Annotated in this window: 16 protein-coding genes; 9 read left to right on the top strand and 7 right to left on the bottom strand. The window is 69.6% G+C overall.

Annotated elements, in window-relative coordinates:
* The first annotated feature begins 60 nt into the window (after positions 1-60).
* The 5 genes from HLB44_RS22230 (at position 61) to HLB44_RS22210 (ending at position 4,246) form a co-directional block, all read left to right on the top strand.
* A complete protein-coding gene (locus tag HLB44_RS22230) occupies positions 61-612 on the top strand; it encodes a GbsR/MarR family transcriptional regulator (protein ID WP_173127249.1) in 552 nt (183 codons plus the stop codon).
* Between the two features lie 12 nt (positions 613-624).
* Positions 625-1,977, top strand: coding sequence for a cytochrome ubiquinol oxidase subunit I (locus HLB44_RS22225; protein WP_173127247.1), 1,353 nt, complete (start codon positions 625-627; stop codon positions 1,975-1,977).
* Between the two features lie 11 nt (positions 1,978-1,988).
* Positions 1,989-2,984, top strand: coding sequence for a cytochrome d ubiquinol oxidase subunit II (locus HLB44_RS22220; RefSeq protein WP_173127244.1), 996 nt, complete (start codon positions 1,989-1,991; stop codon positions 2,982-2,984).
* Between the two features lie 70 nt (positions 2,985-3,054).
* A complete protein-coding gene (locus HLB44_RS22215; protein WP_173127241.1) occupies positions 3,055-3,729 on the top strand; it encodes a glutathione S-transferase family protein in 675 nt (224 codons plus the stop codon).
* A gap of 19 nt (positions 3,730-3,748) precedes the next feature.
* Positions 3,749-4,246, top strand: coding sequence for a VOC family protein (locus tag HLB44_RS22210; protein WP_173127238.1), 498 nt, complete (start codon positions 3,749-3,751; stop codon positions 4,244-4,246).
* 10 nt (positions 4,247-4,256) lie between these two features.
* On the opposite strand, the gene lepB is transcribed toward HLB44_RS22210, so the two are convergent.
* The 7 genes from lepB to HLB44_RS22180 all read right to left on the bottom strand — a co-directional run bounded on the left by lepB (position 4,257) and on the right by HLB44_RS22180 (position 9,677).
* A complete protein-coding gene (gene lepB / locus HLB44_RS22205) occupies positions 4,257-5,039 on the bottom strand; it encodes a signal peptidase I (RefSeq protein ID WP_173127235.1) in 783 nt (260 codons plus the stop codon).
* Between the two features lie 103 nt (positions 5,040-5,142).
* The gene (locus HLB44_RS22200; protein ID WP_173127232.1) at positions 5,143-5,913 is read right to left on the bottom strand and encodes a UPF0149 family protein; all 771 of its coding nucleotides are present in this window, start codon (positions 5,911-5,913) and stop codon (positions 5,143-5,145) included.
* A gap of 34 nt (positions 5,914-5,947) precedes the next feature.
* Positions 5,948-6,808, bottom strand: a complete 861-nt coding sequence (locus HLB44_RS22195; protein WP_173127229.1) for a dienelactone hydrolase family protein — start codon at positions 6,806-6,808, stop codon at positions 5,948-5,950.
* Positions 6,805-7,374 (bottom strand): GNAT family N-acetyltransferase, encoded by a 570-nt coding sequence (locus HLB44_RS22190; RefSeq protein ID WP_173127226.1) that lies wholly within the window; start codon positions 7,372-7,374, stop codon positions 6,805-6,807. The genes HLB44_RS22195 and HLB44_RS22190 overlap by 4 nt, the downstream gene beginning before the upstream one ends.
* 68 nt (positions 7,375-7,442) lie before the next feature.
* Positions 7,443-7,571 (bottom strand): hypothetical protein, encoded by a 129-nt coding sequence (locus HLB44_RS37960; RefSeq protein ID WP_281375214.1) that lies wholly within the window; start codon positions 7,569-7,571, stop codon positions 7,443-7,445.
* 35 nt (positions 7,572-7,606) lie between these two features.
* A complete protein-coding gene (locus HLB44_RS22185; RefSeq protein WP_173127223.1) occupies positions 7,607-8,608 on the bottom strand; it encodes an NAD(P)-dependent oxidoreductase in 1,002 nt (333 codons plus the stop codon).
* 4 nt (positions 8,609-8,612) lie between these two features.
* Complete coding sequence (locus HLB44_RS22180) at positions 8,613-9,677, bottom strand: LacI family DNA-binding transcriptional regulator (RefSeq protein ID WP_173127220.1); 1,065 nt, start codon at positions 9,675-9,677, stop codon at positions 8,613-8,615.
* A 131-nt stretch (positions 9,678-9,808) separates the two neighbouring features.
* Between HLB44_RS22180 and HLB44_RS22175 the strand changes: the two genes are divergently transcribed.
* From HLB44_RS22175 to HLB44_RS22160, 4 genes are read left to right on the top strand one after another with little or no spacing between them, the layout of a single operon-like run.
* Positions 9,809-10,870, top strand: coding sequence for a sn-glycerol-3-phosphate ABC transporter ATP-binding protein UgpC (locus HLB44_RS22175; protein ID WP_173127218.1), 1,062 nt, complete (start codon positions 9,809-9,811; stop codon positions 10,868-10,870).
* Between the two features lie 29 nt (positions 10,871-10,899).
* Positions 10,900-12,198 (top strand): ABC transporter substrate-binding protein, encoded by a 1,299-nt coding sequence (locus HLB44_RS22170; protein ID WP_173127215.1) that lies wholly within the window; start codon positions 10,900-10,902, stop codon positions 12,196-12,198.
* An 18-nt stretch (positions 12,199-12,216) separates the two neighbouring features.
* Positions 12,217-13,119: a carbohydrate ABC transporter permease gene (locus HLB44_RS22165; protein ID WP_173127212.1), complete on the top strand. Its 903-nt coding sequence runs from the start codon at positions 12,217-12,219 to the stop codon at positions 13,117-13,119.
* Entirely contained in the window at positions 13,116-13,991 is an 876-nt protein-coding gene (locus tag HLB44_RS22160; protein WP_173127209.1) for a carbohydrate ABC transporter permease, read from the top strand. The genes HLB44_RS22165 and HLB44_RS22160 overlap by 4 nt, the downstream gene beginning before the upstream one ends.
* Positions 13,992-14,316: the final 325 nt, after the last annotated feature.

Raw genomic sequence — 14,316 nt, 5'->3', positions numbered from 1 at the left:
TTCCTGAAATTCAGGCAAACTCTGACCCAGATCAAGCTTTGCCGAAAGAGCCTCGCCGCCATGGATGCACCCACCCCGCTGATGCGCGCTTTCATCGGTCACTTCGGTGAAATGGGCAGCCGCTGGGGCATCAACCGCACCGTCGGCCAGATCTATGCGCTGATCTTCGTCTGGCCGCGGCCGGTCAACGCCGACGAGATCGCGCAGCACCTCGAATTCAGCCGCTCGAACGTCAGCATGGGGCTGAAGGAGCTGCAGGCCTGGCGCCTGGTGCAGCTGCGCCACCTCCAGGGCGACCGGCGCGAATACTTCGAGGCACCCCACGACGCCTGGGAGATCTTCCGCACGCTGGCCGAGGAGCGGCGGCGGCGGGAGATCGAGCCGACATTGTCGATGCTGCGCAACGCGCTGCTCGAAGCGCCGACCAGCGAGGAAGACCGCATCGCGCAGGAGCGCATGCGCGGCATGCATGACCTGATCGAGATGCTGACGACCTGGTTCGACGACGTGCAGCGGCTCGACGCGCAGACACTGTCGCAGCTGATGCGCATGGGCGCGAAGGTGCAACGCCTGCTCGAATTCACCGGCCGCGCCAAACCCCGCACGACCTAACTGACAAAGACCATGGACGCCCTGCTGCTCGCCCGCATCCAGTTCGCTGCCAACATCAGCTTCCACATCCTGTTCCCGACGATCAGCATCGCGCTCGGCTGGGTGCTGCTGTTCTTCCGCTGGCGCTGGCTGTCGACGCACCAGACCGGCTGGCTGCTGGCCTACCGCTTCTGGACCAAGGTCTTCGCGCTGACCTTCGCGCTCGGCGTCGTCAGCGGCCTGGTGATGAGCTTCCAGTTCGGCACCAACTGGCCGGGCTTCATGGAGAAGGCCGGCAACATCGCCGGGCCGCTGCTCGGCTACGAGGTGCTGACGGCCTTCTTCCTCGAAGCCACCTTCCTGGGCGTGATGCTGTTCGGCCACGGCCGCGTCGGCGAGCGCATGCACCTGGTCGCAACCTTCCTGGTCGCCTTCGGCACGACCTTGAGCGCGTTCTGGATCCTGAGCCTGAACTCGTGGATGCAGACGCCGGCCGGCCACGAGATCATCGACGGCGAGTTCCACGTGCGCTCGTGGCTCGAGGTGGTGTTCAACCCGTCGTTCCCGTACCGGCTGGCGCACATGCTGCTCGCGTCGGCGCTGACCGTCGCCTTCCTGATCGCCGGCTTGTCGGCCTGGCAGCTGCTGCGCAGCACGACCAACCGCTCGACACCGAAGGCGCTGCGAACGGGCCTGACGATGGCCGCGCTGCTGGTGCCGTTGCAGATCGTCGTCGGCGACGTGCATGGCCTCAATACGCTCGAACACCAGCCGCAGAAGATCGCCGCGATGGAAGGCGTGTGGCAAACCGAGGCCGGCGCCCCGCTGCTGCTGTTCGCCTGGCCCAACGAGGCCGAGCGCCGCAACGATTACGCGTTGGGCATCCCCGGCGGCGCGAGCCTGGTGCTGAAGCACGATGCCAATGCCGTGATCCGCGGCCTCGATGAATTCCCGAACGCCCACCCGCCGGTCAAGCCGCTGTTCTTCGGCTTCCGCATCATGGTCGGCACCGGCGTGCTGATGCTGCTGCTCGGCTGGACCGGCCTCACGCTGCTGTGGCGCCGCGGCTGGGTGGCCGAGCGGTTGCCGCGCAGCCTGCTCTGGGCCCTGGCAGCGATGAGCTTTTCGGGCTGGGTCGCGACGCTGGCCGGCTGGTACGTCACCGAGATCGGCCGCCAGCCGTGGATCGTGCACGGCCTGCTGCGCACCGCCGAGGTCGCCTCGACGCAGCCCGCGCCGCACATCGCGCTGACGCTGGCGCTGTACCTGACCGTCTACGCCTGCCTGCTGGTCGCCTACGTCGCCGTGCTGCGCTACATGGCCGAGAAGCCCGAGGCCGCGCTGCTCGCGCCGCACGCCCCGGTGCAAAGCCGCGCCTTCGCCTGAGGACACGAATGATGAATGCCGCCCACTGGATGCCCATCGCCTTCCTCGGCCTGATGGGGCTCGCGATGCTGCTCTACGTCGTGCTCGACGGCTACGACCTCGGCGTCGGCATGCTGCTGCGCCATGCCGACGACGACGAGAAGGACCTGATGATCGGCAGCCTGGGCCCGTTCTGGGATGCCAACGAGACCTGGCTGGTGCTGGGCATCGGCATCCTGCTGATCGCTTTTCCGAAGGCCCACGGCGTCGTGATGGGCGCGCTGTACCTGCCGGTGGCCTTCATGCTGATCGGCCTGATCCTGCGCGGCGTGGCGTTCGACTTTCGCGTCAAGGCGCCGACCGGACACAAGCGGCTGTGGACGCGCGCGTTCTTCGCCGGTTCGCTGATCGCCGCCGTCTCGCAGGGCTGGATGCTGGGGCGCTACATCACCGGCTTCGCCGACGGCTGGGCCTTCGACCTGTTCGCCGCGGCGATCGCCGTGACGCTGCCGGCGGCCTACGTGCTGCTCGGCGCGTGCTGGCTCATTCTCAAGACCGAAGGTGAGCTGCAGAAGCGCGCCGTGACCTGGGCCAAGCGTGCCTGGCCGGCGATGGTGCTGGGCGTCGGCCTGGTCTCGGTGGCGACGCCGATCGTCAGCCCGACGGTCGCCGAGCGTTGGTTCACGCTGCCCGGCTTCATCGGCCTGCTGCCGATCCCGCTGTCCACCGCCGCCGCGCTGCTCGGCGTGCGCGCGCTGCTGAATTCGCACCGCATCCTCGGCAAGCTGTGCTGGCTGCCGTTCACGCTGGTGATCGGGGTCTTCGTGATGGGCGCGCTGGGCCTGGCCTACAGCCTCTACCCCTTCGTCGTGATGGACCGCATGACGGTGTGGCAGGCGGCCAGCGCGCCGGCCTCGCTGGCAGTGATCCTCGTCGGCTGCGCGGTCGCCGTGCCGGCGATCGGCGGCTACACGATCTATTCGTACCGCGTGTTCGGCGGCAAGGCCACGGTGCCGAGCTACGCCTGATGGACTTGTCGGCCTGATGGGTGCATCCTCGTTGCCCCACCTTTGGGTCCAGCACCGGGAGACCAAGCCCATGAAGCTGTACTACCACCCAGCGTCCACCACCAGCCGTCCGCTGGTGATGTTCATCGAGGACAACGCGATCCCCGCCGAGCTGCAGGTCGTCGATCTGTTCAGCGGCGAGCACATGGGCGAAGCCTTCAGCGCAGTGAATCCGAACTGCCTGGTGCCGGTGCTCGAGGACGGCGATTTCCGGCTCACCGAGAGCTCGGCGATCCTGAAGTACCTGGCCGACAGCATCGACTCGCCGGCCTATCCGAAGGGCCTGAAGCAGCGCGCCAAGGTCAACGAGATGATGGACTGGATCAATACGCAGCTGAACCGCGACCTCGGGTACGGCACCGTCTACGTGCAGGTCTTCCCGCACCACAAGCGGCCGACCGACGAGGCGCAGCGCGCCACCGTCGCGTGGGGCCAGGAACGCGCGAAGCGCTGGATGACGATCCTCGACCGGCACCTGCTCGGCCCCGACAAGCCCTACCTGTGCGGCGACAGCCTGACGATCGCCGACTACTACGGCGCGTCCTTCGTGCACCTGGCCGAGGTCGTCGGCTCCGACCTGGCGGACTATCCGAACGTCAGGCGCTGGCTCGACCGGATGAAGACGCGCCCGACCTGGGAGACGGTCTACGCGGCGATCAACGGCTTCGCGCAACAGTTGCCGCGCGGGCAGCTGGCATCGGTGTGAACTCGAGGCGGAGCCGGCGATGATCAAGGGCCTGCACCACAACGCGTACCGCTGCCGCGATTCCGAGCAGACGCGGCGCTTCTACGAAGGCTTCCTCGGCCTGCCGCTGGCCGGCACGCTGGAGATCGGCGAGACCAAGAGCGGCCGCAAGACCGAGACGCTGCACACCTTCTACCGCCTGGGCGACGGCTCGTTCCTCGCGTTCTTCGAGGCGCCGGACATGCCGTTCGAGTTCAAGCCGCAGCACGACTTCGACCTGCACATCGCGCTCGCGGTCGACCGCGCGACGCTCGATGCGATGTTCGAGAAGGGGCCGGCCTGCGGCGTCGAGACGCGCGGCATCTCGGACCATGGGTTCATCGACTCGATCTACTTCCGCGACCCGAACGGCTACGTGATCGAGCTGACCTGCCCGCGCGCGGGCCACGACGACGCGATGGACCCGGCGCGCAACGGCGCGCGCGAGAAGCTCGACCGCTGGCAGGCGGCGAAGGCGGCTGCTTCGACGACCCGCTAGCGCGAGCCGTTCACGACGGCTTGTGCCACCAGCGTCCGCCCTCGCGGTAGTTCAATATCACCCGATCGACGCGGCCATAGACCTCGCGCTCGGGCACGAAGCCCCAGGCCCGCGAATCGGCCGAGTTGTCGCGGTTGTCGCCGAGTGCCAGCAGGTGGTCCGGCGGCACGGTGCACTCCCAGGCGCCGGGCCGCTCGCTGCGGCAGTGCGGCTCGCCGATCGTCAGCGGCAGGCGGCCGAGCACGAAGGGGTTGATCTTCACCGTGTGCTCGTGGCCGGCGCTGGTTTCGCGCACCAGGCGCGTGCCGAGGTCGGCTTCGTGCTCGCCCCAGCCGATGTCGCGCAGGCGCAGCGGCTCGCCGTTGATCGCGACGCCGCCGTCCCGGAACTGCACCCGGTCGCCGGCGATACCCATCACGCGCTTGACGTAGAACTGCGAGACGTCCGGCGGGTAGCGGAAGACGAAGATGTCGCCGCGCTGCGGGCGCCCGGTCGGCAGCGCGGTGTTGGTGAACGGCAGCCGCGGGCCGTAGGCCAGGTGGTTGATCAGCAGCAGGTCGCCGATGCGCAGCGTCGGCTCCATCGAGCTGGTGGGCACGCGTTGCCAGTCGGCCAGCGCGACACGGCAGGTGAAGATCAGCATGACGACGGCGAAGAAGTCCGCCCCCCAGTGCGCCCACCAGGGCTTGTCGCGGCGGCCGCCACGGCGCAGGCGCCACCAGGCGAGGCTCAGCAGTCCGGTGGCCAGTGCCAGCAGCGCCAGCACTTCGTTGAGGGCGAAACCGATCTTCATGGCAGGCGCCGTGCGGGAGGATGCGATGCGCTCATTGTCGGCCGCGCGCCGCGCGGCTCAGGCGCCCGATCCTGCCGCTCGTGGCGCGCAGCCGGCAGTTCGTTCAGCCCGCGCCGTGGCACTTCTTGAACTTCTTGCCGCTGCCGCAGGGGCAGAGGTCGTTGCGCCCCGGCGTCGGCTCGACGCGGCGGGTCTCCGGCTTCGGCGCATGGTCGAGCCAGTAGACGCGCAGGTCCTGCACGCCGAAGCAGGCGTCGTCGATCAGCTCGTCGCGGCTCAGCGTCTCGCCAGGGTAGTGCTCGGCGGCGTAGGTGGTCAGGTCGGCCGGCGACAGCATCAGCGCCATCACGCGCATCAGGCAGTCGTCGAACCAGGCGTCTTCCTCGTCGTCGGTCGAGGCTTCGGGCCAGTCGGCCGCGAACGCCTCGATCGCGGCGCGAAAGCCCTCGGCCCACAGCGCGCCGGTCTGCAGCAGCTCCTCGGCCTCCTCGGCGCTCATGTGGCCGGCCTCGACGACCTCGCGGCGCGCGTCGTCGTCGTAGCTGAGCATCAGCGGCGCGATGCGCAGCGTGTCCGGCCCGTCGAGCAAGGCCTCGGGGTCGAGCTGGCCCTTGAGCACGTCGAATCGCGCCTGGGCAGTGGCGGTGGCCTGCGCGGCATCGGCGGGATCGGCGAAGGCGCGCGCGAAGGCATCGTCGAACATCGCCGGCAGCGCCTCGTCCAGCGCGATCGCGCGCCGGCTGGCCGCCAGCGCGGTCAGGAAGCCGTCGACCCATTCGAGCGAGACATCGGCGCCGAAACCGGCCAGCCGCTCGCACAGCGCCTCCAGGCGCTCGATGTCGTTCTCGCTGCTGTGCGGCACCACGCTGCTCATCACCATCCCTCGCTGTCGTTTGAAGCGGCGATTGTCACCGCCCGGCGCCGGCTTGTTCGCGCAGGAAGCGCTGCAGGCGTTCACGCGATGCGGCGCGCGCCGCCGGGTCGCCGCCGACGTGCACGCCCTGCCCCGGCTTCACGCCGTTGGGCACGTCGCGGCGCAGCCGCAGCGGTGCTTCGCCGTCGAAGCCGTGGTACGCGCCGGCATAACTCTCGACCTGCACCGCCGCGCCGGCCTGCGCGGCGAGCGCCTCGCAGGGCGCGGCGGGCGTCCAGTCGTCGGCGCTGCCCAGCAGCATCAGCAGCGGCGCGGCCGGCTGCCAGCGCCGGCGCAGCGGGTCTTCGCAGCCGGGATAGAAGGCGATGCCGAAGGCCGGCTTGACCTCGGCCGCCGCGAGCTCGGGATGGCCGCGCTGCAGCGTCGCGAGCACCGTCGAGCCGCCGTTCGACCAGCCGAGCAGCCCGAGCCGCGTGGCATCGACGCCGGGCTGCGCGGCCAGCCAGCGCAAGGCGCCCTGGGCGTCGCGGCGCCGCTGCGTCATCGTGACGGCACGCTCGCCGATGCGCTGCGTGCACAGCTCGATTTCGCCGCGCGGCGTCAATGAATCGACCACCAGCGCGTGCCAGCCCTCGCGGTTCAGCAGCTCGGCGTAGTCGTGCATGCGGCGCGACAGCCGGCCGCCGCGCTCGTACGGCCCGCCGCAGCCGTGCAGCAGCACGATCGCCGGCGCCGGCCGCTCACCCGGCCGCGGGAACCAGTAGCCGCGCAGCATCAAGGCCGCGCCGTCGCGACGGTCGAGGCTGGGCACTTCGACCGTTTGCGGCGGCACGCCGGCGGCGACGCAGGGCAGCGCCAGCGCGGCGAACAGGACGGCGGCGCAGCAGCGAATCAAGCGCCCCCCGCCACTGCGTCGATGCGCGGCGGCGCCGGATGCAGCCGGGCCATCGACACGGTGTCGACGTACTGCCCGTCGCGCAGCGCGTAGGCCCGGTGCACGCCTTCCTGGCGGAAGCCGAAGCGGGTGTACAGCGCGATCGCGCGCGCGTTGTCGGCGAAGACGTTCAGCTCCATGCGCAGCACCTGGCCCCAGCGGTCGGACCAGTCGCACAGCGCCTGCATCAGCGCAGTGCCGACGCCCTGGCCCTGCGCTTCGCTGGCGACGGCCAGCCCCAAGCCCATCACATGGCGGCGGCGCACCTGCAGGCCTGCCGGGTGAAGGCCGGCATTGCCGACGACCTGCGGCAGGCCGTCGGCGCCGGCGCGCTCGGCGACCAGGATCAGGTCGGGCTTGCCGGGCGCCAGGATCTCGGCCAGGCGCGTGCGCCACAGCTCCTCGCTGGTGTACGGCACCTGCAGCAGGCCGGGCAGCACGTCCGGGTCGCCCATGATCCGGGCGTAGGCGGCGGCGTCGGCCTGGGTGGCGCGGCGCACGGTGATCGGCGGTGCGGAAGGGCTCATCGTCGGTCTCCTGAAATGACAAAGGCCCGCTGGGTGGAGCGGGCCTTTGCGGTGAAAACTGGATTCGTTCAGCTCAGGTGCAGGGCCCGCCCGGGGGTGGTGGCATGGACGATGGTGATCATCGCGATCCGCAGGCGCATGCACGCGCCGCCGGCCATGCCGTGGACTTGGGGGGATAGCTGCAGCGAGCGCTTCATGACGCGGCCAGTATGCGGGTGGCCCGACGCGTTCGTCAACCGGGACTCCCGGAGTCGCTGCCGAGGCGCGCGGCGTGCGCTGCATTGACCGCCCCGCGCGGCAGCTCGCCGCGCAGCAGCGCGCCGACCTGCTCGACCGTCTCGAAGGCCTGGTGCTCGACGGCCGGCAGCGTCAGGCCGCCGATGTGCGGCGTGGCGATGACGCGCGGATGGCGCGCCAGCGCGTCGCTCGGCCGCTGGTCGGCGGCGCGCCCGACATCGAGCGCGCAGCCGGCGAGCCGGCCGGCATTCAGTGCGGCCAGCAGCGCCGCCTCGTCGACCAGCTCGCCGCGCGCGGCATTGACGAAGCAGGCGTCCGGCTTCATCGCGGCGAAGGCCGCGGCGTCGAAGAGCCCTTCCGTCTCGGCCGTTGCGGCGGCCAGGCAGACGACGATGTCCGACTCGGCCAGCAGCTGCGGCAGCGACCGCGCCGGCGGCGCATCGGCGTCGCGCGGGGCATGCGGGTCGTGCACCAGCACCTGCATGCCGAAGGCCTGTGCCAGGCCGCTCAGATAACGCGCTATCTGGCCATATCCGACCAACCCGAGGATCGCCCCGCGCATCTCGCGCCCCATCCGCGGCGCCGGCGGCGCTCCGGCGTGGTAACGGGCATTCGCGTCGCCGATGCCACGCGCGAGGTCGATGCTCACGCCCATCACCCATTCGGCCACCGCGGCGACGTAGCCGGCGCTGGCCTGCGTCACCAGCACGCCGGCGCGGCTGGCGGCGGCGACGTCGACGGTGCGGATGTCGACCGCGCAGCGCACGAAGGCCTGCAGGTCCGGGCAGCCGTCGAACAGCTCGGCGCGCCCTTCGGTGGCGCGGTCGGCGATGACGTAGCGGCAGCCGCGCGCGGCGTCGATCAGCTCGGCGGTCGACAACGGCCGGTCGTGCGGATTCAGACGCACCTGCGCCAGGCGCTCGAGGGCCGCCAGCGCGCGCGGGCCGAAGTAGTGCGCGCGGGCCGTCGCGGCATGGGTCAGCAGCACGCGCGTCATCGCATCAGGCCCGCGCGCGTGCAGCGCCCACGCGGCGCGGCGCGGCCACCGACTCGCGCTCGATCAGCGTCGGCTGGAACAGGAACTCGCCCGTCGGAACGCCCGCGTCGGCGAGCCGGCCGACCAGGCGCTCGACGATGGTCACGGCCATGGCCGGCAGCGGCAGCTGCACGGTCGTCAGTGCCGGCGTCACCAGCGCGGAGAGAAACAGGCCATCGATGCCGATCACCGAGACATCGCGCGGCACCGCGAGGCCGGCATCGCGCAAGCCCGCCATCAGGCCGTAGGCGAGCATGTCGTTGACAGCAATCACACCCGTCGGCCGCTGGCGCAGGGCGGCCAGGCGCAGCGCCTCGGCGCGGCCGAGCTCGGCCATCTCGGCATCACCGTATTCCGACCGCGTATGCCCGTCGACCACCATCGCATCGGCCTCGAGCCCGGCCGCCGCGCAGGCGGCGCGAAAGCCGCGGATCTTCTCGCTGCGGCTCATCGTCTGCCCCGCCGCGGTGACGAAGGCAAGCCGCTGGTGGCCGTGCCCGATCAGGCACTCGGTGGCCAGGCGGGCGGCCTCGGCGTTGTCGACCGACACGTGGTCGACGCGCGAATCGGAGCCCGGCGACGCCCGCCGGTCGACGCTGACGACGACCAGCCCACGATCGACGGCGCGCTCCAGATGCCGCTCGTCCTGCAGCGACGAGATCACGACGACGCCGCGCACGCCGTGTTCGAGCAGGTCCTGGAAGAAACCGGCTTCCTTGTCGGGATCGCGGTAGGTGTTGCCGAGCACGACGCGCAAGCCGTGGCGCTCCTGCGCCACCGACTCGATCTCGCGCGCGACCGCACCGTACATCGGGTTGGCGATCGACGGCACCAGCAGCCCGAGCATGCCGGCCTGGCCGGTCTTCAGCTGCCGTGCGGCGCGGTTCGGGCGGAAGCCGAGCAGCGCGATCGCCGCCTCGACGCGCGCCAGCGTCTCGCGCCCCATGCGATCGGCGCGGCCGTTCAGCACGTTGGACACCGTGCTGACCGAGACGCGGGCGTGCCGCGCGACATCCTGGATCGTGCTCATGTGGGATCGAACGATACAGTAAAACGATACACCGGCCGGATTCGCAGCCGCTACGGGTAAGCACTCGGCGCGCTCGCGTCGGCGTTGTGTATCGTTTTAGTAGAACGATTTAGTGTTGTCCAGGAGTCGTGGTGGCCGACGTCAGCCTGCACCAGGTGCGAAAGCGCTTCGGCACGATAGAGGTCGTGCGCGCCGTCGACGTCGAGGTCGCCGATGGCGAGTTCTGCGTGCTGGTCGGCCCGTCCGGCTGCGGCAAGTCGACGCTGCTGCGCATGGTCGCCGGGCTGGAGGAGATCAGCGACGGCGAGATCCGCATCGCCGGCCAGGTCGTCAACCGGCTGCCGCCCAAGGAGCGCGACATCGCGATGGTGTTCCAGAACTACGCGCTGTACCCGCACATGACGGTGTTCGAGAACATGGCCTTCAGCCTGCGCCTGGCGCACGAGCCGGAAACGCAGGTGAAGGCGCGCGTCGGCGAAGCGGCCCAGGTGCTCGGCCTGCAGCCCTACCTCGAGCGCTACCCGCGGCAGCTGTCCGGCGGCCAGCGCCAGCGCGTGGCGATGGGCCGCGCGATCGTGCGCAAGCCCCGCGTCTTCCTGTTCGACGAGCCGCTGTCGAACCTGGACGCGGCCCTGCGCGTGGCCATGCGCACCGAGATCAAGGCGCTGCACCAGCGGCTGGCAACGACCTCGATCTACGTCACGCACGACCAGATCGAGGCGATGACGATGGCCGACCGCATCGTCGTGATGGATGCCGGCCGCGTGGTGCAGATCGGCACGCCGCTCGGCCTGTACGACGCGCCGGTGAACCGCTTCGTCGCCGGCTTCATCGGCTCGCCGGCGATGAACTTCCTGCCCGGCCGGTTGAGCGACAGCGGCACCGCCGTCGAGCTCGGCGCCGACCTGCGCGTGGCCGTGCCGGCGAACGGCGCGCTGCCGCCGGCTGGCCGTCCTTGCCTGCTCGGCGTGCGCCCCGAACACCTGGTGCCCGGACCCGACGGCCTGCCCGCCACCGTGCGGGTGATCGAGCCGACCGGCGCCGACACCCACCTGCTGTGCCGCGCCGGCCCGCACGACCTGACGGTGCTGCTGCGCGAGCGCCGCGACCTGCGCATCGGCGACACGCTGCGCTTGAGCGCGCAACGTGTGCACCTGTTTCACCCCGAGACCGGCGAGCGCCTCGCCGCATGAGACCCACCCCAGGAGCGAAGGAGACCACCATGGCGCAGTTCAATCGACGCGACATCCTGCTCGCCGGCGGCGCCGCCGTGCTGTCGACCGACGCGCTGTCGCAAGCCACCTGGACGCCGCAGGTCGAAAAAGGCGCCAAGCTGCGCGTGATGCGCTGGAAGCGCTTCGTCGCCGGCGACGAGGAGCTGTGGCTGGCGAACACGAAGAAGTTCGCTGAACAGTTCAAGGTCGAGGTGCGCGTCGACAGCGAGAGCTTCGAGGACATCCGGCCGAAGGCCGCGGTGGCAGCCAACGTCGGCAGCGGACCGGACATCATCCTCGGCTGGTACGACGACGCGCACCTGTACCCCGACAAGCTGGTGTCGCTGACCGACGTGGCCGAGTACCTGGGCCGCAAGTACGGCGGCTGGTACCCCGTGTGCCGCGACTACGGCATGCGCGGCAAGGACTGGATCGGCCTGCCGATCGGCGCCAACGGCGGCGCGATGGTCTACCGCAAGAGCCACATGAAGGCGGCCGGCTTCGACAGCTTCCCGGCCACCACCGCCGACTACCTGAAGTTCGCGCAGGCGATGCATGCCAAGGGCACGCCGGTGGGCCACGCGCTCGGACATGCCAGCGGCGATGCGACGACCTGGTGCTACTGGATCGTCTGGGGCTTCGGCGGCCAGATGGTCGATGGCAAGGGCAACGTCGTCATCAACAGCCCCGAAACGATCGCCGCGCTGGAGTACGTCAAGCAGCTCTACGCGACCTTCCCGCCCGGCACGCTGTCGTGGCTGGACCCGAGCAACAACAAGGCCTTCCTCGACGGCCAGATCAGCTGCACCAACAACGCGATCTCGGTCTACTACGTGGCGAAGAACTCGCCCGACGAGAAGCTCAAGTTGATGGCCGATGACATCGACCACGCCAACTGGCCGCTGGGCCCCACCGGCAAGGGCAGCGAGCTGCACCAGATCACGCAGGGCATGGTCTTCAAGTACAGCAAGTACCCCAAGGCGGCCAAGGAGTACCTGCGCTTCATGATGGAGCAGGAGCAGTACGTGCCGTGGCAGACCGCATCGCTCGGCTACGTGATGCAACCGCTGAAGGCCTACGAGAACAGCCCCATCTGGACGCAGGAGCCGAAGGCAGCAGCCTTCCGCCATGGCTTGTCGCGCATGCGCCACCATGGCTACGCCGGGCAGCTGGGATATGCCTCGGCCGGCGCCATCGCCGACTTCATCGTCGTCGACATGGTCGCCGAGGCCGCCAGCGGGTCGAAGACGCCGAAGGAAGCGGCCGAGCGCGCCGCCGCCCGCGCCGCCCGCTACTACAAGGTCTGACATCCGAAAGACGCGACCATGGCAGCGCGCTGGCTCGACAACCGCCACCTGCTCGGCGCGCTGTTCATGCTGCCGGCCGGCGCACTGCTGCTGGTCTTCCTGGCCTACCCGCTCGGGCTGGGCACCTGGCTCGGCTTCACCGACACGAAGATCGGGCGTGCCGGTGTGTGGGTCGGGCTCGACAACTTCGCCTTCCTGGCCGGCGATTCGATCGCCTTGCTGTCGCTGTTCAACACCATCGTCTACACGCTGGTCGCCAGCGTGCTCAAGTTCGTTCTCGGCCTTTGGCTCGCGCTGCTGCTGAACCGGCACCTGCCGTTCAAGAGCTTCATCCGCGCGATCGTGCTGCTGCCCTTCATCGTGCCGACGGCCCTGTCGGCGATCGCCTTCTGGTGGCTCTACGACGCGCAGTTCTCGGTGCTGTCGTGGGCGCTGACCCGGCTCGGCCTGATCGACCGCTACATCGACTTCCTCGGCGACCCGTGGATGGCGCGTGCGTCGACGATCGCCGCCAACGTCTGGCGCGGCGTGCCCTTCGTCGCGATCTGCCTGCTGGCCGGGCTGCAGACGGTGCCACCCTCGCTGCACGAGGCGGCGGCGATCGACGGCGCGAACCGCTGGCAGCAGTTTCGCCACGTCACGCTGCCGCTCTTGACGCCGATCATCGCGGTGGTGATGACCTTCTCGGTGCTCTTCACCTTCACCGACTTCCAGCTGATCTACGTGCTGACGCGCGGCGGCCCGCTGAATGCCACGCACCTGATGGCGACACTGTCGTTCCAGCGCGCGATTCCCGGCGGCGCTTTAGGTGAAGGCGCCGCGCTGGCGACCGCGATGATCCCGTTCCTGCTGGCGGCGATCCTGTTCAGCTACTTCGGGCTGCAGCGCCGGCGCTGGCAGCAAGGCGGCAGCGACGCATGAAGGCCGAGCCCACCGCCGACTCGGGCGGCATGCACTACCTGGACACGCTGCCGCGGCGCTGGATCAGCACCTACCTGCCGCTCGGCGTGTTCCTGATCGTGCTGCTGTTCCCGTTCTACTGGATGGCGATGACCTCGTTCAAGCCGAACGAGGAACTGGTGTCGCGCAGCGCGAACCCGTTCTGGATCCTCAAGCCGACGCTGGCGCACTTTCGCAAGCTGCTGTTCGACACCGAGTACCCGCAGTGGCTGCTGAACACGCTGCTGGTGTCGGTGGTGGCGACCACGCTGTCGCTGGTGGCCAGCGTCTTTGCGGCTTATGCGATCGAGCGGCTGCGCTTTCGCGGCTCACGCTCGGTGGGCTTGGCGATCTTCCTCGCCTATCTCGTGCCGCCCAGCATCCTGTTCATCCCGCTGGCAACGATCATCTTCCAGCTCGGGCTCTTCGATTCGCGCTTCGCGCTGATCCTGAGCTACCCGACCTTCCTGGTGCCGTTCTCGACCTGGCTGCTGATGGGCTACTTCCGCTCGATCCCCTACGAGCTCGAGGAATGCGCGCTGATCGACGGCGCGACACGCTGGCAGATCCTGACCAAGATCGTCTTGCCGCTGGCGGTGCCCGGGCTGATCTCGGCCGGCATCTTCTCGTTCACGCTGTCGTGGAACGAGTTCATCTACGCGCTGACCTTCGTCTCGTCGTCGGAGACCAAGACGGTGCCGGTCGGCGTGATCACCGAGCTGGTCGAGGGCGACGTCTACCACTGGGGGGCGCTGATGGCCGGCGCCCTGCTCGGCTCGCTACCGGTGGCGGTGCTGTACTCGTTCTTCGTCGAGTACTACGTGTCGGGGATGACCGGGGCGGTCAAGGAATAGGTACTTCAAGCAGCCTTCGGTGCGCTGTTGAGTTGCAGGTCTTGCAACCATTGGTGCGGCAAAGCCGGACGCGGGCTGCGCGGCCCGGGCGAGATGGCGGTCGGCCCTGGGGGCCGACTACCCTGCGCTGCTCGCGGACGCGGGATGGGTCCACAACTCGGCCCCGAGTACAGGGCCTCAGACACGTGGACCCAGCTCCCTTCGGTCGCCGACCCGCGCCCGCTGCGCTGCTCGGCGCTCATCTCTGAATGCCCGGGCCACGCAGCCCGCACCCGGCTTTGCAAAACCACTGAGGTGCGCGAAGAAGACCCAACACCCGTCACGC

The sequence above is a fragment of the Pseudaquabacterium terrae genome, from assembly GCF_013266755.1.
GTDB lineage: Bacteria > Pseudomonadota > Gammaproteobacteria > Burkholderiales > Burkholderiaceae_C > Pseudaquabacterium > Pseudaquabacterium terrae.
Note: the sequence above shows the minus strand (reverse complement) of the source record. Positions and strands in the feature narration are given on the sequence as shown.